This window comes from Niabella pedocola, assembly GCF_021044425.1.
Classification (GTDB): Bacteria; Bacteroidota; Bacteroidia; order Chitinophagales; family Chitinophagaceae; genus Niabella; species Niabella pedocola.
On record NZ_JAJNEC010000007.1, the window covers coordinates 460,451 to 483,872 of the forward strand.

At 47.6% G+C, this 23,422-nt stretch carries 15 protein-coding genes; 6 read left to right on the plus strand and 9 right to left on the minus strand.

Annotated elements, in window-relative coordinates; all coding sequences use genetic code 11:
* Window positions 1–7 precede the first annotated feature (7 nt).
* The 4 genes from LQ567_RS22920 to LQ567_RS22935 all read left to right on the plus strand — a co-directional run bounded on the left by LQ567_RS22920 (window position 8) and on the right by LQ567_RS22935 (window position 5,628).
* Window positions 8–1,915: a RagB/SusD family nutrient uptake outer membrane protein gene (locus LQ567_RS22920; protein ID WP_231008203.1), complete on the plus strand. Its 1,908-nt coding sequence runs from the start codon at window positions 8–10 to the stop codon at window positions 1,913–1,915.
* 38 nt (window positions 1,916–1,953) lie between these two features.
* Entirely contained in the window at window positions 1,954–3,195 is a 1,242-nt protein-coding gene (locus LQ567_RS22925) for a DUF4959 domain-containing protein (protein WP_231008205.1), read from the plus strand.
* A gap of 44 nt (window positions 3,196–3,239) precedes the next feature.
* Window positions 3,240–3,992 (plus strand): DUF4998 domain-containing protein, encoded by a 753-nt coding sequence (locus LQ567_RS22930; protein WP_231008207.1) that lies wholly within the window; start codon window positions 3,240–3,242, stop codon window positions 3,990–3,992.
* 166 nt (window positions 3,993–4,158) lie between these two features.
* The gene (locus LQ567_RS22935; protein WP_231008209.1) at window positions 4,159–5,628 is read left to right on the plus strand and encodes an alpha-L-fucosidase; all 1,470 of its coding nucleotides are present in this window, start codon (window positions 4,159–4,161) and stop codon (window positions 5,626–5,628) included.
* Between the two features lie 151 nt (window positions 5,629–5,779).
* On the opposite strand, the gene dcp is transcribed toward LQ567_RS22935, so the two are convergent.
* From dcp to LQ567_RS22960, 5 genes are read right to left on the minus strand one after another with little or no spacing between them, the layout of a single operon-like run.
* Window positions 5,780–7,915 (minus strand): peptidyl-dipeptidase Dcp, encoded by a 2,136-nt coding sequence (gene dcp, locus LQ567_RS22940; RefSeq protein ID WP_231008211.1) that lies wholly within the window; start codon window positions 7,913–7,915, stop codon window positions 5,780–5,782.
* A gap of 51 nt (window positions 7,916–7,966) precedes the next feature.
* The gene (locus LQ567_RS22945) at window positions 7,967–9,061 is read right to left on the minus strand and encodes a hybrid sensor histidine kinase/response regulator (protein ID WP_231008212.1); all 1,095 of its coding nucleotides are present in this window, start codon (window positions 9,059–9,061) and stop codon (window positions 7,967–7,969) included.
* Between the two features lie 14 nt (window positions 9,062–9,075).
* Window positions 9,076–11,214: a sensor histidine kinase gene (locus tag LQ567_RS22950; RefSeq protein WP_231008213.1), complete on the minus strand. Its 2,139-nt coding sequence runs from the start codon at window positions 11,212–11,214 to the stop codon at window positions 9,076–9,078.
* Window positions 11,215–11,218: 4 nt separating this feature from the next.
* Window positions 11,219–11,905 (minus strand): hypothetical protein, encoded by a 687-nt coding sequence (locus LQ567_RS22955; RefSeq protein WP_231008214.1) that lies wholly within the window; start codon window positions 11,903–11,905, stop codon window positions 11,219–11,221.
* Window positions 11,906–11,915: 10 nt separating this feature from the next.
* Window positions 11,916–13,037: a ThiF family adenylyltransferase gene (locus tag LQ567_RS22960; protein ID WP_231008215.1), complete on the minus strand. Its 1,122-nt coding sequence runs from the start codon at window positions 13,035–13,037 to the stop codon at window positions 11,916–11,918.
* A 77-nt stretch (window positions 13,038–13,114) separates the two neighbouring features.
* Between LQ567_RS22960 and LQ567_RS22965 the strand changes: the two genes are divergently transcribed.
* Window positions 13,115–13,585 carry a response regulator gene (locus LQ567_RS22965; RefSeq protein WP_231008216.1) on the plus strand — a complete coding sequence of 157 codons (471 nt, stop codon included), beginning with the start codon at window positions 13,115–13,117 and terminating at the stop codon, window positions 13,583–13,585.
* 192 nt (window positions 13,586–13,777) lie between these two features.
* A complete protein-coding gene (locus LQ567_RS22970; protein ID WP_231008217.1) occupies window positions 13,778–14,962 on the plus strand; it encodes a hypothetical protein in 1,185 nt (394 codons plus the stop codon).
* A gap of 447 nt (window positions 14,963–15,409) precedes the next feature.
* Here the strand turns inward: LQ567_RS22970 and LQ567_RS22975 are convergent, their stop codons facing one another.
* The 4 genes from LQ567_RS22975 to istB form a co-directional block, all read right to left on the minus strand.
* Window positions 15,410–17,125, minus strand: a complete 1,716-nt coding sequence (locus LQ567_RS22975; RefSeq protein WP_231008218.1) for a DUF4091 domain-containing protein — start codon at window positions 17,123–17,125, stop codon at window positions 15,410–15,412.
* A gap of 152 nt (window positions 17,126–17,277) precedes the next feature.
* Entirely contained in the window at window positions 17,278–20,364 is a 3,087-nt protein-coding gene (locus LQ567_RS22980; RefSeq protein ID WP_231008219.1) for a DUF5107 domain-containing protein, read from the minus strand.
* A 118-nt stretch (window positions 20,365–20,482) separates the two neighbouring features.
* Window positions 20,483–21,574: a family 43 glycosylhydrolase gene (locus LQ567_RS22985; RefSeq protein ID WP_231008220.1), complete on the minus strand. Its 1,092-nt coding sequence runs from the start codon at window positions 21,572–21,574 to the stop codon at window positions 20,483–20,485.
* A gap of 567 nt (window positions 21,575–22,141) precedes the next feature.
* On the minus strand, window positions 22,142–22,888 hold the full coding sequence (gene istB, locus LQ567_RS22990; RefSeq protein WP_231008221.1) for an IS21-like element helper ATPase IstB: 747 nt from the start codon (window positions 22,886–22,888) through the stop codon (window positions 22,142–22,144).
* Window positions 22,889–23,422 lie beyond the last annotated feature (534 nt).

Below are 23,422 nucleotides of genomic sequence, written 5' to 3' on the forward strand. Positions count from 1 at the left end.
CAAGTGTATGAAAAAATATATTATCATCTGCCTTGCGATCTTTATGGCCGTTTCCTGCAAAAAGTACCTGGATATTATACCAGACAATGTGGCTACGATCGAATATGCGTTCAGGAACAGGAATGAAACAGAAAATTATTTATTTTCCTGTTACCAGCGCATGCAGGCTTTAGAAGCACCGGAAAACAATCCGGGCTGGACGAGTTCGGGCGAATTGATCATGCGGAACAACCTTACCGGAATTAATTTCGGAAGTGAATATAATGTAAATGGCTTCTGGGTACTGTATGGCAACTTATCGCCCTATGGAACGGCGGCCAATACCAATATTCAAAATGATTTTGCGAGTACTTATGTAGCCATCAGACGGTGCAATACCTTCCTGGAAAACGTAAACACAGCACCAGACCTGGGGCTGGATGAAAAAACCAGGTGGATCTCTGAAGCTAAAACACTCAAAGCCTTTTACTATTACTGGCTGGTAAGAAAATATGGACCGGTTCCTTTAGTAAAAACAAACCAGCCCATCTATACCCCAACGGAAGAAGCACGCGTGCCAAGAGCTCCGAGCGACTCGGTATTTGCACATATTTATTCCTTAATAGATGAAGCGCTTCCCGGTTTGCCCCCTGCGGTTTACGATGTAACAACGGAATATGGCCGGTTTACCCAGGTAATGGCGGCCACCCTTAAAGCAAAGGCTGCGGTATTGCAGGCCAGCCCCTTATTTAACGGTGATGAAAGTTTTAAAGCACTGGCCAACAAAGATGGGGTACGGTTGTTTCCCCAAACATTTGATGCATCCAAATGGAGCGCTGCTGCCGGAGCCTGCCGCAAAGCACTCGATATGTGTGAAGAGCTTGGAGCAACCCTGTATAAATATGTAAAGCCCACCAATAATACGAATTACATTCCCGATTCGATCATGCAATTGCTTTCCATCCAGGGGCCGGTTAATTTTGACCGGTCTGTCAATGCCATCATTCCCGAGGTGATCTGGCCCGGCAACATTATCAACAGGCATCAGCGCTACTTTGCCCCGCTGGCCTCTGCAAGCGCCACAAGGAGCGTTGACGGTGATGCGGTGATCGCCGTTCCCTTAAATATTGCTGAGCTCTTTTACAGCAATCACGGAGTGCCGATTGACGAAGATTTAACCTATGATTATGCAGGCCGGTATACGACCACAACCGCCGGCGCCGATCATAAATACTATATCAGCTCCAGCGGTCCCACAGCGAAATTGCATTTTAACCGCGAGCCGCGATTTTATGCCAGCCTGGCTTTTGACCGTGGCATCTGGTACGGCATGGGTGTAGAAAACGCAGCCAACCCCAGCGGCCTCAATTATGCAAAGGGGTACCCGGGCCTGGTATCCAGTTATACCGGTTACTGGCCTAAAAAGCTGGTCAATTATAAAACCACGTTTAACGGCAATTCGCTCACAGAAGTAGCGTATTACCCCCCAATTATCCGGTTGGCCGATTTACAATTATTATATGCCGAAGCGCTGAATGAGGCTCAGGGCCCCAATGCAGAAGCCTACCGGTATATCGATTCCGTACGGCTGAGAGCAGGCCTGCAGGGTGTTGTACAGTCATGGACCAGCTATTCCTCAAACGCGTCCAAACCGTTTTCAAAAGAAGGGTTGCGAAGCATTATACACCAGGAACGCAGAATTGAATTATGCTTTGAGGGAGAAGTTGGATGGGATCTGAAACGATGGAAAGAGTACATTGCGGTGAATTCGCTCCCGTACCAGGGCTGGAATTACCGGGGTACCACTACGGCCGCTGATTTCTACCGGCTAACCAACTTATTCTCTCCCAATATAACGGAGAAGAACTACTTCTGGCCGTTTGATGAAACGGTTATTTTAAACAATCCACTTATCGTGCAAAATTTATATTGGTAGCCCTATTAACTGAGCACTTGGACAAAAATCATAAAAGAATGAAAACGATATTCAATATTATATGGATCCTTTTAATAGCCGCTTTTTTGCCGGTGGCCTGCACCAAGCCGGTTAGCTACAACGATATTGTAGCTGCAGACAAAACTCCTCCCGGCCAGGTATCAAACGTACAGGTGCAAAACGACGCCGGTACAGCAACCATCACGTATACCCTCCCCCACTCAGATAATATTTTGTATGTAGAAGCTACCTACGAAATAAGACCCGGCATCAGGCGGCAATCCGTTTCCAGCTATTACTCCAACAAGATGGTAGTGGACGGTTTTGCAACGGATGCAGATTATAAGGTGGAGCTGGTTACTGTAAGCAGGGCCAATGTACGCTCGGAACCGGTAAGTACCACCGTGCGCCCTACCAAACCGCCATATTTGCTGGTAAAAGACGACATGGTGATCCGGAGCACTTTCGGTGGCGTAAATGTGGTACTCAACAATCAAAGCCGCTCTAATGTAGGCGTAGCCATTTTAAAGTATGATTCTGCCTACCAGGTAATGAAACCCATTACCCAGCATTTCGGGAAAGACTCGATGCTTTCCACTACCGTGCGCGGATATGATTCATTAAACTATTATTGGGGCTTTGTGACCATGGATCAGTTTGGCAACCACTCGGACACCATTTATCAATGGATAAAGCCCATATTTGAAATACAATTACCCAAATTTCCTACCATGCAAAGCTATGCGTTAACCACAGATGCCAATCCTGCCTGGCCGGTAGTGAACCTGGTAAACAACACCTTTGCGAATAATAATGATGCGGCCAACTGCTGGCGTGGCACCGGTGCTCCTGCCTTCCCCGTTTCCTGCACCATTGACCTGGGCGGTAAAAGAACCTTAAGCCGGTATTTATTATATACAAGAAACGGGGCCTCGAACCAATTTGCATGGACCAACCAAAACCCGATGGAGTGGACCATATGGGGCTGCAGCGATGTTGTTCCCCAGGATGTTCCGTTGCCCCTGGGTGCCGAAAAAGGAACCGCTGCCGGTAACTGGGTGTGCCTGGGCAGGTTTCTTCATCCCCCAAAACCATCCGGGCAGGCAAGCGGCGTAAGTACGGCCGATGTGGCGCTGCTGAACGCCGGCTTCCCGTTTGATTTTGACCTCGACATTCCTGACGTAAGATATATCCGGTTCTCCTGCGAACAGAATTTTGATGGCACATTGGGAGAATGCCTTTTTAACGAACTTATATTTTTCGGGCAGATTGCAAAATAAACGCAGGCCGGCACATTCTTAAAATAACATTAAACGAAAATAAAATGAGAGGTAAATATCTACTGCTGGGCATCGTGTTGATCATGGCCGTTATCTATGCCTGCAATAAACCTACAGAATACAGGAAGTACCTGGGTGATGATGAAATCAATTACCCCGGAGCGCCTCAAAACGTAGTCATTCAACCACAATATCACCAGATCACGTTCCGGTTCAACCCCAGCCCCGACCCCAGGGTGGCGGCATACATGGTTTACTGGAACAACAAAAACGATTCGATGCGGTTTCCGGCCACATCCAATGATCCCGCGTCCTTCATGAAGCTAACCATTCCCAACATTGCAGATTATATGGTAAATAATTTTACCATCCAGTCTGTTTACAGCAATGGCACCTATTCCAAGGCCATCTATTTAAGCAATGTACGGAGTATCGGCGACGTGTACCTGGCGGGGCTTAATAACAGGCTGGTAACCGGTGTTGCTGCCGCCACCAAGCTTGGCACCAAGATACCCATGGATTCCGTGTATCTGGCATTTAAAGGGATTGTAGACACCGTAAATGTCAAAACAGAAATTTACTGGACAGATCAGTCGGGCAACGCAAAAATTACGGAAATAGACAATAAGAATGCAAAAGTGCTGTTGCCCGGTTTCAAAATCAATACCTGGGTATACTATCTTTCATTTTACAAACCCAACAGGTTCACAGATGAAATGTACACGCCCGTGCGGGGTAAAGACTCTATAAAAATTGTACAGGCCGCAAATGGGAGTCTTTCACTGGCCCTGCAGTAATGAAGATAGGTCCTGCTGAAACAAATTCAGCAGGACCTATTCAAAAAAGCTTTGCCCCGGACCCGTTTCAGGAGCTATCGTACAAAGGATCTTTTTAATAATTTCGTTCCAGGCCGGCTGAAACACAGGCCTGTATTTATTTACCCAAAAAACAGAATCATTTCAAATGATGCATCGGAACCTCATCCTATTCACCGTTATTCTTTTCTTATTTGCAAACGCAACCGCGCAAACCGCAACGCCGGGCGCGGATAATCAAACGGCTGAAGCCGGCACAAAGCGAATGCAATGGTGGACGGATGCAAGGTTTGGCATGTTTTTACATTGGGGACTTTATTCCGAAGCCGCGGGCGACTGGAAGGGAAAACCTTACCGGGGTAACGAGCATTTTATGCTGTACGAAAAAATTCCCTGGAAAGAATACGGATCCGTACTGGGCCACCGCTTTAATCCTCAAAAATTTGATGCAGACGCCTGGGTACGCATGGCACGGGACGCCGGTATGAAATATGTGGTCATCACGGCCAAGCACCACGATGGTTTTGCCATGTACAACTCCCCTTCAAGCGATTATAACATTGTAAAGCAAACACCGTTTGCCAAAGACCCCTTAAAAGCTATTGCCGCTGCCTGCCAAAAGTATGGCCTCAGGTTCTGCATCTATTATTCCCTGGGCAGGGATTGGCAGGATCCGGATGTACCCACCAATTGGCCGGTAAAAGGCGGCAGAAGCAATACCTGGGATTATCCGGATGAAGATGCGAAAGTATTAACCCGCTATCTTGAACGGAAAGTAAAGCCCCAGTTACGGGAACTGCTAACACAATATGGCGAAATAGGCATCGTTTGGTTTGACACCTTTGAGCTGGTTACGCCCCGGCAAAGCGAAGCGTTAAAAAAACTGGTATTGTCCATTCAACCCAATTGCATCGTAAACAACAGGATCGGCGGAGGCTTTGGCGATTATACCGTAATGGAACAGGAAATCGGCAATGCCATCCGAACCCGGCCATGGGAATCATGCATTACCATGAGTGGCATGTGGGGATATAACCGCTACGATTCTGTATGGAAAAGCCCGGAACTATTGGTACGCCAGCTAACAGAAATTGTGAGCAAAGGTGGAAATTACTTACTGAATGTTGGCCCGAAGGGTGATGGCAGCTTCCCCGATCAGGCAATCACAAGGTTATCCGTATTGGGAAAATGGATGCGGATAAACGGCGAAGCCATCTACGGAACAACGCCATGGAAAACGGCGGGTGAGCTCCCTGACACTATTGCGATAGCAACGCATACTGCAGCCAGCAATTCCATGAAGGATGTATTGAATGATGCCACTTCAAAACATATATTTCCTGAAATACGGTTTACAGCAAAAAAAAATGTGGTCTATGTTTTTGCCAACAGCATGCATGAAAAACAGGTTGCAGTAAAAGCCCTGGGGAAAGCATCCGGAGAAAAAATAAAATCGGTTTCAATGCTGGGCTCCGGTAAAAAAGTAAAATGGCAGCAAAAAGCAACCGCATTGATATTGCCTTTACCCCCATTAACCAATACAAATGTTAATGTAAACGTGTTTAAAGTAGTTTTGGAAGAACAAGTTTCAAATACCAAACGCCAAATAATAAATTAAGAATACTCACTGATGCATGCCGCAACAGATGATAACTATCCCCGCCTGTGCATGAACACCAAGCCCTGGCATACCGAATATTCGTGCTGCAGGAAAGCGGCAAGGGCCGCATGCATTTTTCCGTTCCTCTATCGTTCGGTGTTTCCCCGAACTATTTTCCCGGAACCAATCCCCGGTTTTCCAGCAAGGGTGTAATACTGGGTTCTTTTCCCCGGAATGTTTTATACATCGCCGCCAGGTCTTCCGAATTCCCTTTGGAAAGAACCATTTCCCGGAACCGTTGTCCGTTCTCCCGCCTGAGCCCGCCGTTTTCCATAAACCAGGCATAGGCATCATGATCCAGCATCTCTGCCCAGCTATACGCATAGTAGCCCGCGGAATAACCGTTGGCCCATATATGTAAAAAATAAGAAGAGCGGTACCGTGGAGGAATATACGCTATGAGAAGACCGTTCTTTTGAAGTGCCGCCTGTTCAAATGCATCCACGTCCGTAACCGCGCTGTCCGAGGCTGCAAGCAGGTGCCACTGCATGTCGAGCTTTGCCGCCGCCAGCAATTCGGTCATGGCATATCCCTGGTTAAAAGTTGCCGCATTCCTGATCTTGTCAACCAATACCTGCGGGATGGTTTCTCCTGTTTTATAATTGCGGGCATAATGCTTCAACACGGTTGAATCGAGCGCCCAGTGCTCATTGAACTGCGATGGCATTTCCACAAAGTCGCGGGCCACACTGGTTCCGGATAAGGATGGATAGGTTTGATTGGCAAACAGCCCATGCAGGGCATGGCCAAATTCATGAAACATCGTGGTTACATCGTCAAAACTCAGCAATGCCGGCTGCCCTTTTACCGGTTTGGCAAAATTGCATACGTTTACGATCACCGGCCGGGTATTGAGCAGCTTCGACTGTGTTACAAAATTATCCATCCAGGCCCCGCCGTTTTTGTTGTCCCGCTTAAAATAATCACAGTAAAACAGGGCCATGGGCGATCCGTCCTGGTCAAATACTTCGTATACCTTTACATCTTCCTGATATACGGGCAGGTCGGTACGCTCTTTAAATGTAATGCCATATAATTGAGTAGCCGCGTAAAACACGCCGTTCTTTAACACGCTGTCCAGTACGAAATAGGGCTTTATCACCGATTCGTCCAGGTCATATTTTTCTTTGCGCACCTTTTCCGCATAAAAATCCCAATCGTAAGGCTCCAGCGCGGAAGTGTCTTTTTCCCGCTGCTTCATTGCCTTTATATCCACCGCTTCTGCGGCTGCTTTAGCGAGCGCCGCCGGCACCAGTTTCCCTAAAAATGCATTCACCGCCTGGGGTGTTTTTGCCATCTGATCCTGCAGCTTCCAGGCAGCATAATCAGAAAAGCCCAGGATCCGCGCTTTTTCCTGGCGGATGGCAGCGATCCGCAATATGTTTTTACGCGTATCGTTCGAATCGCCCCGCTCCGCTCTTGTCCAGGAAGCCTCGAAAAGATTTTTACGCGTGTCCCGGTTACTAAGCGATTGCAATGCCGGCTGCTGCGTGGTATTGATCAGCGCAAGCAGGTAATTTCCTTCATGATTGGCCTTTTTTGCGGCTTCTCCCGCCGCCTGTATCTCGGCATCGGATAACCCTGCCAGTTCCTGGGGCGTTTTTACAATCAGTGCACCGGCCTTAGCTGCGGCCAGCAACTGGTTGCTGAACTTTGTGCTTAATGTTGCTTCTTCCTCATTTAATTTTTTCAGCTGCGCCTTGGCCGAATCAGGAAGTGCCGCCCCGTTCATCACAAATTTCTGGTGATAATATTCTACCAGCCGCCTGGATTCCGGATCCAGCTGAACCTGGCTCAGTTTTTTATAGATGGTATCGATCCGTTCATACAGCCGCCTATTCATATAAATAGAGTCTCCGTGCGCTGAGAGGCGGGGCGCCAGCGCCTCCTGGATCTTTTGGAGATGATCATTGGTATTGGCACTGGTGAGTGCATTGAACGCACTGTTCACCCGGTGCAGCAGCCGGCCTGATTTTTCAAGGGCAACCAGCGTATTTTCAAAGGTTGGGGCCGCCGGGTTCTGTGCAATACTGTCTACTGCCGCCATTTCTTCCTTCATTCCGCTGTCAAAAGCGGGCTCAAAATCACTTTCCCTTATTTTATCAAATGGTATGGTGTGGTACGGCAGCGTACTTTCCTCAAATAACGGGTTTATGGAAACTGAAGTGGTGTCGGGGGCTTTGCCAGGCATGTTACAGGAACTTAGGATTAAAAAAATGAAAAATACAAATAAGTGCTGCTTCATAAAATTTGTTTTAAATAAAAACGACGATGTGACCGTTATAACGGCACCGTTTTAATCTTTTTGTTCCGGGTTATTGGGAATATGAACTTCAAAGGTGCTTCCCCTGCCTTTTTCGGATGTTACCGTTACCGTTCCGTTCTGTTTTTCCAGTGCCTCTCTCAGAATAAAGAGTCCCAGTCCCAAACTTCCGGGCTGCGCTCCTTTAAAAAAGGGATCGAAGATCTTTGTAGCCTCTTCCACTTCCATACCGATACCGTTATCTGTAATGAGGATGCGGGCTTCCTCCGCAGTAGTAGTGATGCGGATGGCTACCTTTTTATCCGGTTCTTCCGGCCTTTGGCATTTGATGGCATTGGAAAGCAGGTTGGCAATCACGATCTCCACGCGAAACAGGTCTCCGTAAAACGCCTGCTGCTCTTCCACACCGATATCAAACGTAATACCCTTGGTACCATTGGATGTACGGTACAGGTCAATGAGTGAGTGTACCAGCGTTTCGAAATGAATTTCTTCCTGCACTGCTTTAAAGCGGGCGGTTTTATAGAACTGAACGGTTTGCGACACATAGTAATCCAGCTTTTGAATACAGGCATCCATCAACTTCCAGTAACCGCCGGAGTCTTCGATCCGTCCCTCCATCTTTACCAGGTCCAGGATGCCGGTTGCCGAAGCAATGGGCGCCCGTAACTCATGTGAAAGGCTGTATACAAACCGGTTCAGCCCGTCATTGGCTTTTTGCAGTTCGGTTATTTTTTCCTCAAGGTCGCGGTTCGCTTTATAATGATCATAGGCGTTCAGCACGCTGTTGTGTAATTCCAGTTCGTTCCAGGGCTTGGTAATATACCGGTAAATATCGCCCTGGTTAACTGCTTCGGCCAGCACTTCAATATCGGTATACCCGGTTAATAATACCCTTGGGATATGCGGAAAGCGTTCTTTTGTAATTTTAAAAAATTCAACCCCGGAGATCTCCGGCATCCGCTGATCGGATATCAGCACATGAATCTCCTCCCGCTCCAGGATTTCCAGCGCCACGGGTACAGATACTGCCGTAAAGATCTTGTACCGCGAACGGAAAGAAGCTTTAAAGGAGTTCAGGTTCTGCTGCTCATCATCTACATAGAGTACGTTAATTTCGGGTGCCATGTAAGATCTGTATTTTAACGAACGGGTAAACTAATTACAAAAGTAGTGCCTCTTCCTCTTTCCGTAAATACCTGAATCGTGCCATTATGCCGCTCTACAATGCCCTGAACAATAGCCAGGCCGAGCCCGGTTCCCGCACCAACATCTTTTGTGGTAAAAAAAGGATCAAATATTTTATTTTTTACTTCCTCCGTCATTCCCATCCCGTTGTCGCCGATGCTCACTTTCACCATCTGATCTTCCTCCCAGGTTTTTATGGTTAACACGCCCTGTTTGCCGTCTTCCTGGATACGTTCCAGGATCGCCTGAACCGCATTGGTAACAATGTTCATGATCACCTGGTTGATCTTTCCCGGTTCGCACTCAATCCTGGGGATGGCGCCCAGTTCTTTTATCAACTGGAAATTCTGGGGAAAACTGTTCTTTACCAGCAACAGGGTAGAGTCGATGCCCTCATTGATATCCACACGCTTCCAGTTGGCCTCATCTACCCTTGCAAAACTTTTCAGCCCCTTTACAATTTCAGAAGTGCGGCTTGCACCTTCTTTTATTCCGGAAAGCAGGATCGCGATCTCTTCATACACATATTCCAGGTCAATTTCCTTTTTAAACTTTTCGATATCGAGCAGTTGCGGCGGCACCTCTTTTGTAAGATCCAGCGTTTCGTACCGGCGGATCACTTTTTGCAGATCCATTACATCGGCTTCCAGCGGACGGATATTTGAAGTTACAAAATTTATGGGATTATTGATCTCATGGGCAATTCCCGCGGTAAGCTGACCGAGTGAAGCCATTTTTTCATTTTCTACCAGTTTAGCCTGTGTATGCTGTATCTGGATCATCGCGGCCTTCAGTTCTTCGTTGGTATGTTGCAACTCTTCCGTACGGATCATTACTTCTTTTTCGAGGACGATGTTCTGTTCTTTTATCAATTGCTCATTTTCCCTGGAAACCCTTAACGCTTCCTTACGGGCCAGTTCTTCCTCCCGCCGATAGGTATTGATCTTATCTGCCAGGGCCAGGGAAAGCAATATGGCCTCCGCTGCCGATCCGATCTGCAGGGCGTAATAGGTAAGGTCATTATAGGGCAGCAATCCGGCGTTCCTTAATACGAAAATAATAACGCTGCATAAAAAAACCGTCCATGCCAGCAACAGGAATTTTGCTTCTCTTATTTTCCGGTAACTCAGGTTACTTAACATCACCAACACGTAGGCAGATCCGGCCGCTGCAACAAACTGCACGACCACCTGGGCCTCCTGCCGGAATTTCAGGATACAGAGTACAAAGGCCACGCAATAGGCCAGCTCTATAATCAGCATGCGCCGGTTCAGTTTTACAGACAGCTGTTTGAGATTCAGAAAATGCCGGATAAATTCAGCCGCGGCAATACCATTGAAGAACGGGATCAGCACATTTGCATAATCGTTAATGCCGGGAATGCCGGGCCACAAAAACCGGAAGGAATATCCCTGGAGCATGGCCTGGCTCAGCCCCACCAAAAGAACGTAGAGGATATAGTAAAAATAACTTTTATCGTTGGTTGAAAAGAGCAGGAAAAAGTTATACAGGAACATCGCCAAAATCAACCCGGTGTACAGGCCGAAAACCAGGTCCTTTAAAGCAAGCCCCTCCTGGATCGATTTAATGGTACCTACTTCTATGGGCACCAGTATCTGTTCGGACGCGTAGAGTTTGATATAAATAATCTGCTCGCTGCCCTTATCCATTGTAACATTAAACAGATAATTCTGATTTTTATTGGCCCGGCTGCCGAACGGTTCTTTTTCAGACATCATCACCGAGTCGATCAATGCTCCGTCTGTTTTCATAGCATAAAACACCACTTCATCCAGGGTAGGATGGCTCAGCGAAATCAACAAACGGGTAAAATCGGTATTGTTCCGTACCCGGATCCGCAACCAGAATACGGAGTGACTGATGAAGAAATTAGGTACCTGCCCTTTATACGATTGAAAAGGCATCTGGGTAACCGATGGAAAGCTGTACTGGCCTTTTTGGTCCTCCAGGTATTCAATCTGCGCATGGGTAACCAGGTATGTTTTTTTACTGTCGTCGATACTGGTTACCTGCTGCCCCTGCGCACGTATAATAAAAAAAGATAAAAAAAGTATAGTTATCAGCTTATGCATGCTATTAGCCGGTTATATCCAGTTGGTAGTCGATCATCAATTGTCCTTTGGGGCCATCTTCCGGCGTTTGCTGCACCGGATGCTCCAAAATATTATAGATCCTTTTCCGTTCGTTTTCATCGGCTTTGGAAAGCACCGGGCAATCATTAATAGCCATCGCCGTGGCAATAAAGTCATCCTTCGGGTAGAAGAAATTTCCTTTATTTCCCAATGATGTTTCGATTTCCGCGCCCATTCTTTTGCCCATGCGCACGGTAATGGGCGCTGCCAGGAACAGCACTTTTGTAGATTTCAGCATACAGGCAACCGCTACTCCGGCACGGCTCATGAAAAAGCTGCCGATACCCCATCCGACCACTTCCGTCGAATTCCATAAACCACAGATCTCCGAAACACCGGGTTGTTGGGCCATGGCATGTACAGACGGATCATATTTGCTGATCGCCGTTTCAATGGGCAACTGCAGCTTTCCGTCTGCCATTTGCACCCTGGCTCCGCCATAAACCTTGGTTCGTTCTTTATCTTCGGCTACGATCACAAATGTATTGTCATGATACATCCAGTCCTGGTTACTTGACGTAATGGCAACAATACCGAAATGTAACTCAAGCAGCCGACGATGACCTTCGATAAAATTCAAACACGTAACGGAGTCTGTAGTAGCTCTGAACGCTCTTATTACAATTTCCAATGGTCAGATCTTATTTTATTAAATCATTAAAATCAATATAATACCGGCCGGAATTGTGGATCTCTGATAGTAAAATCCTTCTACAGGTATCCGTCACCATGGCTCCGCCCAGAGCTACGGAGGATGCAAGTTGTGGCCAGGCATTGATTGTTTTTCGCATTTCACCAAGTGACATCTTCATCCTGTCGGAAATTTTTGAAAGATCAAATATCTTGCCCAGAATAACAATTTTTTCTTCATTTGTTAATCCTTTCAGCTTCGCGGTATCCATTCCCTCGTCTATACTGCCATGGAATATGGGCCTTTCGGGCTCCAGGTCAAACCGTTCCACATCAAGCATACCCCGGTCGTTGGTATCCATTACCACCGGAATCCCCAGGGAGCGCGCTTTTAAACGGCTGGAAATTTTCACATCAATGCCGTCGCATTCCTCTACAAGAATATCGATTTTGCCATTCTCCAGGAAAAATGCCTCCAGATTGTCTTCCGTAATGCCTTCGGTAAAGCATAATACATCCAGGAAGGGATCCAGTTCTGCTATTTTCCGCGCGGCTAAAATAGCCTTGTTCAGCCCGATATCCTGTACGCCAACGTTCAGCCGGTTCATATTACTCAATTCGATGGAATCAAAGTCTGCCAGGTGCAGGGCGCCACATACCCGCTCCATGGCAAGCGTCTGGGCAATGGCCTGCCCTACAGACAGCCCGATCACCCCGATTTTTTTCGACCGTAACACTTCCCGCTCCTCCGGCGTTATCTTATAGGTGTTCCTGCTGGTTCGCAGTGCCACAAAGGCTTCTTCATCCAACAGGTGCACCAGTTTTTTCGACCAGGGGTAATACACCCATACCCCATATGTTTCTGGTGTGTGTGTTCCCAGAACTTCCGCTATAAAAGGCGCGGGATCCTCTCCCGTGTTTAACTTCGTAAGGTAACAAATCTTTACATATTCGTGAAGCTGACTTAAAATCTGGTCATGAACTTCCAGGTCTTTTACGGTTTGCTGCAGTTGTTGGAGTAATTTTTGATCTTCTTGGTTATATACCCTGAAAAACAGGGGTCTGTAGGTTTTACCGGGATCCGATAATACCTGCAACAAGGCTGATTCTCTAGCCGTTGCGTTTTTTTCCATAAATATTAAGTAATTTTGAAGTTATACACATATAAACATAAACACAAACTTACACAAATATTAATTCCAAAGAAATTATGGAACAAAGTCTTCAGTATTCAAACGTTTTGTATGTTGATGACGAATTGCATAACCTGAATTCATTTAAAGCATGTTTCAGGCGAGATTTTTCCGTCTTCACCGCACAAACAGTAGACGAAGCCTTGCGGATTTTGAAGGAGCAGGAAATCCATCTGATCGTCACCGACCAGCGGATGCCGGAAACCACCGGTATTGAGTTCCTGGAGTCAATTATAAAAGACTATCCGGATGCTGTCCGCATGTTGCTTACCGGTTATGCCGATATTGATGCCGTTGTAGATGCCATCAATAAAGGCCGGGTTTTCAAATATATACAGAAACCCTGGGAAGAGGCCGTTTTAAGAAAAACCATCCAGGAAGGCCTGGAGCTTTATGCCCTTACTCGTGCCAACAAAAAGCTCACCGAGGAGCTGGAAGAGAACAATAAACAAATGGAATTCTTACTAAGACAATCGCTTCTTTCCTGAAGTTTTTAGTATTTTCGCTCCTAAACCGCTGATTCCCAATTTTATTATACCGGACTGCCCCTCCTGTTTCGATTGTAAAAGCCAATTTTGGCTGGTTATTTGTGTTTTTACAACCAGCAGGAAAATGTTGCTGTCTGGCAATGTAGATCAGGAAATCTGCGAATGGATCCTATTTTAAAACTATAAATGTACATGATGAAAAAATGCGCGTTGCTGTCAGTTTTTTTGTATACTCTTCTTTCCGCCCATGCACAGGACCCGGCCGGGGCCCAATCCCTGAGGGATAAAGTGCTAGATGATATTCAGAAAAATTTTACTATAAAGACAAAATCGTTCGACTCAACCGTGTCGCAGCTGGACCAGCGTATGTCGGCACTGGACAAATCGATCAACGAATCCAAGGATGTAAGGGACAAAGCAGACAAACTGGTACTGCGGGTTCAGGCGGTGGAGGAAAAACAAAAAGCCATTGAGCAGAATGAGCTGAATATTTTCCAGGCCAATTACCAGTCGGCCATGGTCAACCTCATTTCCATGGAACGCGAGATCAAACCACTGGTACTTTTTAATTCCACAAAGGCCTTTTTTAATTCCTTAAGCGAAACGGGCAACCCGATGAACTACGAAGGATATACAAAATGGTATAACGCTTACGCCGCATTTGTAAAAGAAAAGAAAGCCGAGAGCCCTGTACTGAACGTAACCAGCAACCTGCTCAATTTTGCCAGTGGTTTTGCCAAGGGTGTTCCGGTTACAGGGCCCATCACTTCTGCGCTTTTCTCCAGCATGACCACCTATATCGACAATATCGGCAAAAAGGAAAAGGCCCTGAAAACCCAAAGCGAAGAGATGCTGACGCTTACCATGAAGATCAGCCAGTTTAATTTTGATAACGGCCAGATCGAAAACGAATGGGAAGCCATTACCACTGAATTACAGGATCTGCAAAAAAAATACGACAAGTCACTGAAGGAAAACCTGGGCATCATCAAGGTATCCCAGGCTGATTTTGACAATAATTTTTCCCGGCAGAATGATGCGGAAAGACGCTATCAGTACCTCACAAGGGTAAGGGATGAGGCCGCCCGGTTTGTAGCCAATGAAAAAAAGAACAATCCCAAAGAATGGCGCCAGGCGGCCTATGTTCAGATGAATGATGTACAATCGTTAAAACAACGGTTCGGCCAGGTCACCTTCCGCATCAGTCAGAATCTTTTAAAATATAAAGAGCTTTTTGATAAATACCGGACGGACCCGCAGCTGGGAAGCCGGATCAAGGATCTTGAAATTAAAATGAAAGACCTGCAGGAATCATTTGATAAAACATTTGACCCGCTGGAGTATATTAACTCCGCAAACAGGATGTATAAGGTGTGAGCATTCAGACTTCAGATTTGAGATTCGAGATACCGGATTCGAGATACCAGATTTGAGATACCAGATTTCAGACTTGAGATTTGAAATTCGAACCTTCGGATTGAGATAAATAGCTGATGGCGGGCGGGGCTGCTCCTGTGGCTTCCAGCGATCGTTTCCGGCGGATGCCGGCCCCATACATGCCTGAGGCCAGATTCCGGTATAAACCCGCCGCCAGGCAATCTCTTTAACGCTCAAATCCGGAGTCCGGGATCAATATCATTTCGTTATGGCCGCAGACGCGCAGATATTGTAAAGGCTGTAACAGTACTCAACTATACCGCGGCGAAAATGCCGCAGGCGCAATCAGCATATCTGCGGCAATTATGAAACAATCGCTTAAGTAACGATATGATATATCGAATCTAACCTCTCGAATCCGGTATCTCAAATCTCACGAACCAGCCCTCACTCCAACGCCTCCAGCAATTGTTTTCTTATTTTCCGGAAATACCGGATGCTGTTATCGTAATCGTTAAAATTCAGGACCAGGTCGTTTACAAAACGTTTCGCTTTTGCCGGGTCCTTCCGCTCCATCATTTTCAGCAGTTCGTAATCGTAGATACCATCGCGCATCGCCTCAAACCGGATAGACGTGTATAGCTTTTTATAACCGGGATATACAATATTGGCATCGCCTGCAGGTAGTTTGCCACCATCCCTGGAAGCATCGTCCCGCAACGGATCCCTTCCGCCCCAATAGTTGAGTCCCCAGTGCAGATAGCCGGTAGCCCCGTACTTATAATTGATCCAGTGCAGGTAACGGGTCTGGATCAGCGGCTGCTCGATAAAACGGTTGGCATAATTGCCCCGCGGGCCTACACAGGTATAAAACCATATTTCCTTCCCGTTTTTCTTCAGCTCCTGGTAAAAGGCGTAGTCCTTGTGGTATACATCCAGCACCGGTACCCATATATCAATTCCATCTTTCAATTCTTTTGAGGTCAGTACCGCATCCATGATCTTTACACCGGGCAGGTATTTCCGCACATAATCGCTGATGGCCACATAGGAAGACGCATTCTTTGCCGTTGGTTCATCGGAAATATGCTGCATATATTTTCCCAGCCATCCTTTTTTCTCAAGATGCGCTTTCAGGGCCGGCAGGAACTGGTTGAGAAAGTTCTGGGTCCGGCTATCGGTTACCGGCAACAGCACGGAACGCATGCCGGACAGGCTGATAGATGGGTTGGGTGCCTGTTTCAGCTTCCTTGTTTCCGCATTATCTTCCAGGGGCACTTCTACGAAAAACGGATCGTCCCAGGCGCCGGACCTCCACGCCAGGTGCCCGCCCTCGATCCGTTTGAGCGCTCCGGCCTCTTCAAACAATCCCGCCTCTTTATCAAAGTTGGAAAAGTCGAAGGTATATTGTCCGTTGTGCAGCGTATACCGTGTATTCCATGCTGCATAAATCCGATGTACATTCTGATTGTGCCCCGCCATCATAGCAGCGTGCACCTTTAGCAGCTCCCAGTACAGCGGTGAATATAATACTACCTTATTCCCTTTATTCAATAACTCCAGCGATACCGGGCTGAAATGCGCAGACCAGTTGCTGATCCACAACGAGGTTTCCGGCACTTTTACGGGATATACCTTAACCGGAATGGTGCGGCGGAACTGTTCCTTTTTTCCGTTCGCAAGCCCGCTTACGCTTACCTGCACCCGGTAGATACCGGCCACCGTGTTTGCAGGTATGGGTACAGATATCCACAGCGGATTGATCTCGCCCTGAGACAGGTTGAGCAAAGTATCATCTACGATCGGGTCCGGAAAGTACCCCGAAACCGAATGCAGCAGGTCCTTGGAAGCCGGCGTATAGCTGCGCCCCACCGGAACGTAGGTTACCCAACCCGTTTTTGCCGCAAGCGCCGGTAGCGTACCCGGTAAACAAACGGCTAGAGCTGATAAACCCCGCAGGGGCCGGTTGGCCCTTAACACCAATTGAATGGATGCCGTTTCACCAGCGGCGGCCCGGATGGTATCATCTGTAAGCGGCGGGAAATACGCGCGTTCTTTAAACACTTTTTCCAGTGCATCTACCTGGTAAAGATCGGCACCGCTTTGACCATACCCTTTCAAAAAGGCAACCATAACTGCCAGTAATCCTAATTTCCTGATCATATATTTTTAATTGACACGTTTAATATATTGATAAAATTTATTAGTCACTTTCTATGCCCTTTAGCCCGTCCATCCAACGTCACTGCATCTAATACCAGCGATTTTTCAACAGAACGTTGTTCATCCTGTATTAAACATCCACTCATGTATCTTTAAAACAACCGTTTATCTTCTGTTTCCGTGATCTTTTTTACCAGTTGCTTGTACAGGTTAAGATCCGGCTGACCGGTATGCACGGGTTCCTCCAGGAACCGCTTTCCCCACTGAACCCGGTCTGCTTCTTTTTGGCCGGAAGCCCATTTATTAAACAGTGCGGCCGCTGCTTCCTCCCGGTTCAGCCAGTTTAGCGCCGCCACCTGCACCAATGCATTTACGGAGCCGGAGGGTTGATCTGCCCCGGAAAGCTGTTCCATCAGAAGACGTCCCTCCCGTTCTTTTTTCATGGCCAGTTTAATAATCCCTTCAAAAAAAAGCTCCAGCCGGTTGTCTATAAGATCATCATAAGGCTTACCTGATCCCATATTCCGGGGCCATAATGTAGCCTTGTTGACATACTGCAGGGCGGTGGCATATTTTTTCCCCGCAAGCATTTCCAACGCCAGCATCAGTTTTGTTTCTTCATACAACCGCCGTCCTTCACCGGCACCTTCAAAGGGCAGTATCGTCAGCCGCTGTAATACTTCGTCTGCCTGCCGGTACCGGTCATTCCGCATCAGTGCGCGTACATATAACATTCCGTTTATATAATCAGCGGGATGGTTTTTAAAATAGGGCTCGATAGTTTGTAAGGCCGTTTTATACGAACCTGCGGACAGATGGAATCGTGTCAGGTAGTTCTGATACCGCCAACCGCTGTCCACTTTAGCGGCCAGTTGCAGGTCCCTGAGTTGTAATGCCGCGTGCTCGCCCAACGATGCCCTTACAATGTAAAGAGGGGCAAAGCCGACGGGCTCGCTGATACGGTTCAGTACTGAACGTGCTTCATCCCGGTTGTTTTTTGCCAGCTGCAATAGCGCCAGCAGATACACCGGTTTCCAGCTTTTTGTTTGGCTGATGGCCCAGTCAAACACCGGTTTTGCTTCTTCCCGGAACGGGAATACAAAATCCGGGTCCGCAGCAATGGCTTCCTTCAGATAGGTTGCGCCGGCCGGCCGGTCACGGTTGAGGTACGCCTGCCAGTAGCGGATCTCATTATGTTGCGGAGCCAGCAACAATAATCTCCGGGCTTCTTCAATACAGCCCAGTTGCTCGTACCAGATCGCCAGTTCCAGATAGGTTTGGTAAGGCAGTTCACTGCGGATGCTGCCGGTAAAGGCTTTTTCATTTTCAGGCGTAGGCGCTGCAAGAAACGTTTCAAACAGCAGGAAATGATTCAGCGGTTCGGCCTCCATTATACGTTCCGCCACTTCGTGGTTGTTGTTTCCTTTTATACGGTTGACCAGGTACTGCAACTGCAATCCTTCAACATTGTACCGGTTTTGAAGCAGGGCTTTCTCCGCATACGTTGCCGTTCCGGCCAGGTCTTTCCGGAGAAAGCAGATCCTGCTCATTGCCGTATAAGCGGCACTCCGGAACTCCGTGGTAAGTACAGCTACGTTCAGTCCGTCTACCGCATCATTCATTCTTCCGGTTTTTAATGCCGCCAATGCATAATAATAATTGGCGGCAGCATCATAGGTATCGATGCTCAGCGCTTGTTTAGCGGTATAAAAAGCAGCATCATATTGCATCCGGTTATAAAGTAACTGCGATAGCAAGGTAAGGGCCGGTACATAGTTTTTATTTTTATCCAGCGCCTGCCGTACTTTTTGTTCTGCCTCCGTATAATTTCTCAATCCTGCCAGGTCTCTCGCATACAAATAGCATCCATAGGCATCCTCCCAGTTAAAATCAGCCGGGGCAGTAAGCGGCCGTTGCAATGCTTTATCATCCACCGTCCAGGTATCAGCACCCAGGCTGATGGTGGCGGTTTTCCATTGCTCCGGCAACAATCCTGTTTCCATTTTTTTTGCCGTCAGCGGCTTCAGGTCTGCCCATCCGGCATACAACACCCTTCCGTCCGCATCCCGGATATACAGGGTATCCCGAACGGCTTTCAGCGGGGAAATGGTGAGCAGCGTACCGTTTACATGTACCACCCCCATATCATTGGCATCGGTAACCCCACCGGTACCTGCAAAGGGATACCAGTATTCCGTCCATTGATCGGTACCATAGGGTATGAACTGTGTTTGTTTAAACGGCGTTAAGCTGCTGGGTATGGAGTTTTGATTAAACAAACGCCCGCTCTGCATTTCCACGTACTGCCCGTCTTTATCGGTTAGCAATTCCTTCCAGATATCGCCCTGGTCGCTCAATGCCCAGGAGAACATTTTACGGCCCAGTTTTTCATCACTGGCAGTATAATGCAGCATACCAAAATCTTCCGCCTTCCAATGCGCTCCAAAATAGGGTTTACCGCTATTGATGATATGAAAGGATTTAGAGCCGCCATAATCATTCGCTTTCCATTGTGAAATATCCTTCCCGGCAACGGAATCATAAGGCCATTGAATGCGCTCCCCGGAATGGCCAATGGCTGCGGTTCCCGGGTAAACCAGTTGCAGATCGTTCTTTGCGGGAACCGCAGCGTTGGACCATTGATAATAGGGTTGCTCAGCAGCAGTGGCGTTGAACCAGGAGGAACGGGTGGTAAAGCAGGCCTTATCCTTTTCAATCTTTATTTCCACATTCCACCGTGTGCGGGTCAGCAGCTCCAGGTATCCGATCGTACAGCTCACGCTGCCATCTGTTCCGGTATGCAACCGGTAATCAACCGGCGTTGCGGTATTGGGTGTATGCCCGATAATGCCATAATTAAACTCTACCCCGCCACTCGTCCAGGGACCGCGCATGGCAATGTCCCGGAACTTTACTACATTATTATTGTACAAAAAATAGCGCTGATGTATTTTATCGTAGGCAGACCATATCTTGCCTCCGATCTCGGGAAATACCTCCACCCGGATGTAATCATTTTCGAGCCGCACCACCTTCCACTCCTTCTGAACCGGTGTGGCAGCAAAACCATCAAAGCGGAAATAAGGATATATTTTACCAAATGACGGTACCGGGTTCGGGTCCGAAAACGGATAGGTACTATACATCCTTATTTGCTCGCTAATGGTTGCATTGCGTTGTGCCGCTGCCGGCAGGAAAAAAAACAACAGGGCGGTCATACAGAAGCAAGCTCGTTTCATGTTTCTTTTTTTCGAATTTATCGAATCTTAACCGAAGACTCCCATGCAAACGTTTGTCTTCATGTTTTATCTGCAGACGCCTGCTGCTCCATTTGAACACCCCGGGGAGGCCTTTCTGCTAATTACTGCCCGGAACCGGGGTTTGTATACCCGTTTTTACCGGCGTTCCCAATACCGGTGTATGGCCGTCATACCAGGTAAACTCCTGTATCCTTGCTGTGCGCCCGCCATAGGTATTTTGTTTTACGCTCTTGGCGTGATACGCAACCCACCACTCGGTGCCTGCGGTGAAAAAACTGCAATGCCCAGGGGAATATACGGAGTTGGTAACACTGGTCTGAAAAACCGGGGAAGGATGCTTCACCCAGTCGGCCGGGTTATCCGGATTACCACCCTGTTTTAAAAAGATCCTTCCCAGGCAATACTTATCCGGACTGTTCGTTCCGTTTGCAGAGAAATAAATAAACCAGATGCCCTGTGCATCCTTTCGGAGAAATTCCGGAGCCTCGTTTACCGGCCCATCCGCCTTTTCCCACGCATAGGTAGGTTGTGCCAGTAATTTGATCGTTGCAGGATCAACCCGCTGGGGATAGATCAGCTTCCCATAATAAATGCGCATGACCCCATCGCTGCCACGGCCGGTCCACAACAGCCATTTCTTTGATCCGTCTGCCGTTTGCATAATATTGGGATCAATGGCAAAGCTGTTAGGCATATTTTCCATCGGATAGGGTTCCGTCCAGGTTTGATCCGTGGGATCTGCGTGCGTGTTTTTCATCATGTAGATCCGGTGCCCGGCATCATCGGTTTTGGTGGCCGTAAAATACAGGTACCAGAAGCCGTTGATACGGTGCAGCTCCGGAGCCCAGATCTGTTTCAGGCCGTAAGCAGCACCCATAAATAAGGTGGTTACAGTGCTCCATTGCACATAGGCCGGGTTGCTTACTTTACGAATGCTCAGCCGGTCGCCCTCCGAAAAAAAGTAGTAATAATTACCCAGGGCATCCTTTTCCGGATAGAAATACGGATCCGGCTGGTCGCCCGCAAAAAGCGGATTATAGAAATATTGTGTGGCAGCCGCAAGCGCTGTCTTTGCGGGCACTGTACCGGCCGCGGAGGTTTTGGTTTCCGGTACGGCATCCTTACGGGAACAGGCGGTGAACAACATTGCAGCAGCTGCAATGGCCATGAACGTTTTACATGTTTTCATACATTTTTGATTTATTGGTTTTAAGAGAAAATGTGTAGCCGATAGTGCTTGTACGTATACATCCATCGTTCACGTTCCCTTTCACGGTTCTGCCATTCACCAATTCCAAAACAATACCTACGTTTCCGCACCGTTATTTTTTCAGGTACAGGCCAGCTAAGAACCTGTGGAGCAGACAGCTGTGATTGAATCAACCATAATATGTGGTTGCCTTTGACATCATATGACGTCATTGCCCAACATAAGGGCCGGCGGGTACTGATCAAAAAAATAAAAATGGAGCAATCATTAAACAATCTTCATTGTTTAATGATTCATATCCGGTAACCGCGTAAAACAAGCAAACGCCGTCAAAATCTTTATAAAAATCCTGCCGGAATCAGGTGGCAGCCAGGGTTGATCATTAAACGGCTGAAACATAGCTTTTCTCCGGCGTTCCTGGAACGCCTTTTCAATTCGTTATCCTTGTTGTATGAGGCTCAAAAGCCACTTCGTGTAGCAGGTACAGCTGATCGGGGCAGACATCAATGTAAACCGGCTGCCTCCTCTTTTGCCGGTCGTACAAGTCTACGCGATCATTGCGTATTCGGCACTCCTGCTTTTTCGCAACGATGCGCCTTTAAGTTCCAGCCGGTGTGCCTGGTGTATGATCCGGTCAAGAACCGCATCTGCGATCGTTGGATCTCCAATGATATCGTACCATTTACTTACCGGTACCTGCGACGTAATGATCAGGGCGCTCTTTCCATGCCGGTCTTCTATAATCTCCATCAGTGCTGTACGGCTTTGCGCATCAAGTGGCTGCAAGCCAAAATCATCCAGTATCAATAACTGCTGCCGTTCGATGCGGCCGATCTCCTTGTTATAGGATTCATTGATCCTGCTCATTTTAAGCATAGAAAACAACCGGGATGCATTATGATACATAACCCTGTAGCCCATGCTGCAGGCATGATGGCCCAGCGCGGAGGCGATATAGCTTTTACCGATACCGGCACTGCCCGTAATCAGTACACATTCGGCCCGGTCTATAAAACCACAGTCCGAAAGCTGCATCATCTGGCGATGGTCGAGGTTACGGTCGCCATGATAATAAATATCTTCTATTTCGGCTTTGTACCGGAACCGGGCATTTTTTATCCGCTGCCCGATATGGCGGTTCTGGCGGTCATTCCACTCTGCCTCCACCAGCTGAGCAATAAGCTCATCGGGTGAGCAGGCGCCGGATTTGGCGGCTTCCAGGCTGGCCTTAAACGCCCGGTGCATGCCCAGGAGTTTCATCTCCTTCATTTTGTTAAGTGTTGCGGCATTCATAATCTGTATTATTTAAATGTTGATAACCTAGAAAATTGTTGCCCATGGGCGGTATCAAAGTCGCTATTTGTCCTGCCCTCCCACCGGGGTCGTTCCGGTATCTTAAAAAGTGATCCACAATAGATGCTGATTCACCGCAGCAGACAGAACACCGTTTGTTTAAACGACTTTTGACACAACCAAGATTTCTGAAACTATTTATACAGTGCGTATCCGGTTGCCCAACACCCCATAACAAGCGTATTCCCGCGGCGATGTACCTCCGCGCCACAGCCCAAAACCGTACCTGCCGGATCATCACCGCCAGGATATGCGCCCGTTACCCCAGATCCTTCAAGCGCGCAATCGTTATTTTTTCTAATGAATGCCCTATACACTTACCATTATCCCAAAAGCAACAGCCAGGGAATGCTTCCTCAAAACATGAACGGCGATCATCAACCTGAACAGATCCGCTGCAGATCGGCCGCTTTATTTGCATGCGTCCATAAACCGGATCACTTTGATTATATGATCATTTCCTGCAACGCTTAA

What these genes read in the sequence shown, in the direction of transcription:
- LQ567_RS22965 (WP_231008216.1), top strand. Translation starts at nt 13,115, where the DNA reads ATGGAACAAAGTCTTCAGTATTCAAACGTTTTGTATGTTGATGACGAA.
- LQ567_RS22975 (WP_231008218.1), bottom strand. Translation starts at nt 17,125, where the DNA reads ATGATCAGGAAATTAGGATTACTGGCAGTTATGGTTGCCTTTTTGAAA.
- LQ567_RS22960 (WP_231008215.1), bottom strand. Translation starts at nt 13,037, where the DNA reads ATGGAAAAAAACGCAACGGCTAGAGAATCAGCCTTGTTGCAGGTATTA.
- LQ567_RS22930 (WP_231008207.1), top strand. Translation starts at nt 3,240, where the DNA reads ATGAGAGGTAAATATCTACTGCTGGGCATCGTGTTGATCATGGCCGTT.
- LQ567_RS22945 (WP_231008212.1), bottom strand. Translation starts at nt 9,061, where the DNA reads ATGGCACCCGAAATTAACGTACTCTATGTAGATGATGAGCAGCAGAAC.
- LQ567_RS22985 (WP_231008220.1), bottom strand. Translation starts at nt 21,574, where the DNA reads ATGAAAACATGTAAAACGTTCATGGCCATTGCAGCTGCTGCAATGTTG.
- LQ567_RS22970 (WP_231008217.1), top strand. Translation starts at nt 13,778, where the DNA reads ATGATGAAAAAATGCGCGTTGCTGTCAGTTTTTTTGTATACTCTTCTT.
- LQ567_RS22925 (WP_231008205.1), top strand. Translation starts at nt 1,954, where the DNA reads ATGAAAACGATATTCAATATTATATGGATCCTTTTAATAGCCGCTTTT.
- dcp (WP_231008211.1), bottom strand. Translation starts at nt 7,915, where the DNA reads ATGAAGCAGCACTTATTTGTATTTTTCATTTTTTTAATCCTAAGTTCC.
- LQ567_RS22980 (WP_231008219.1), bottom strand. Translation starts at nt 20,364, where the DNA reads ATGAAACGAGCTTGCTTCTGTATGACCGCCCTGTTGTTTTTTTTCCTG.
- LQ567_RS22950 (WP_231008213.1), bottom strand. Translation starts at nt 11,214, where the DNA reads ATGCATAAGCTGATAACTATACTTTTTTTATCTTTTTTTATTATACGT.
- istB (WP_231008221.1), bottom strand. Translation starts at nt 22,888, where the DNA reads ATGAATGCCGCAACACTTAACAAAATGAAGGAGATGAAACTCCTGGGC.
- LQ567_RS22920 (WP_231008203.1), top strand. Translation starts at nt 8, where the DNA reads ATGAAAAAATATATTATCATCTGCCTTGCGATCTTTATGGCCGTTTCC.
- LQ567_RS22935 (WP_231008209.1), top strand. Translation starts at nt 4,159, where the DNA reads ATGATGCATCGGAACCTCATCCTATTCACCGTTATTCTTTTCTTATTT.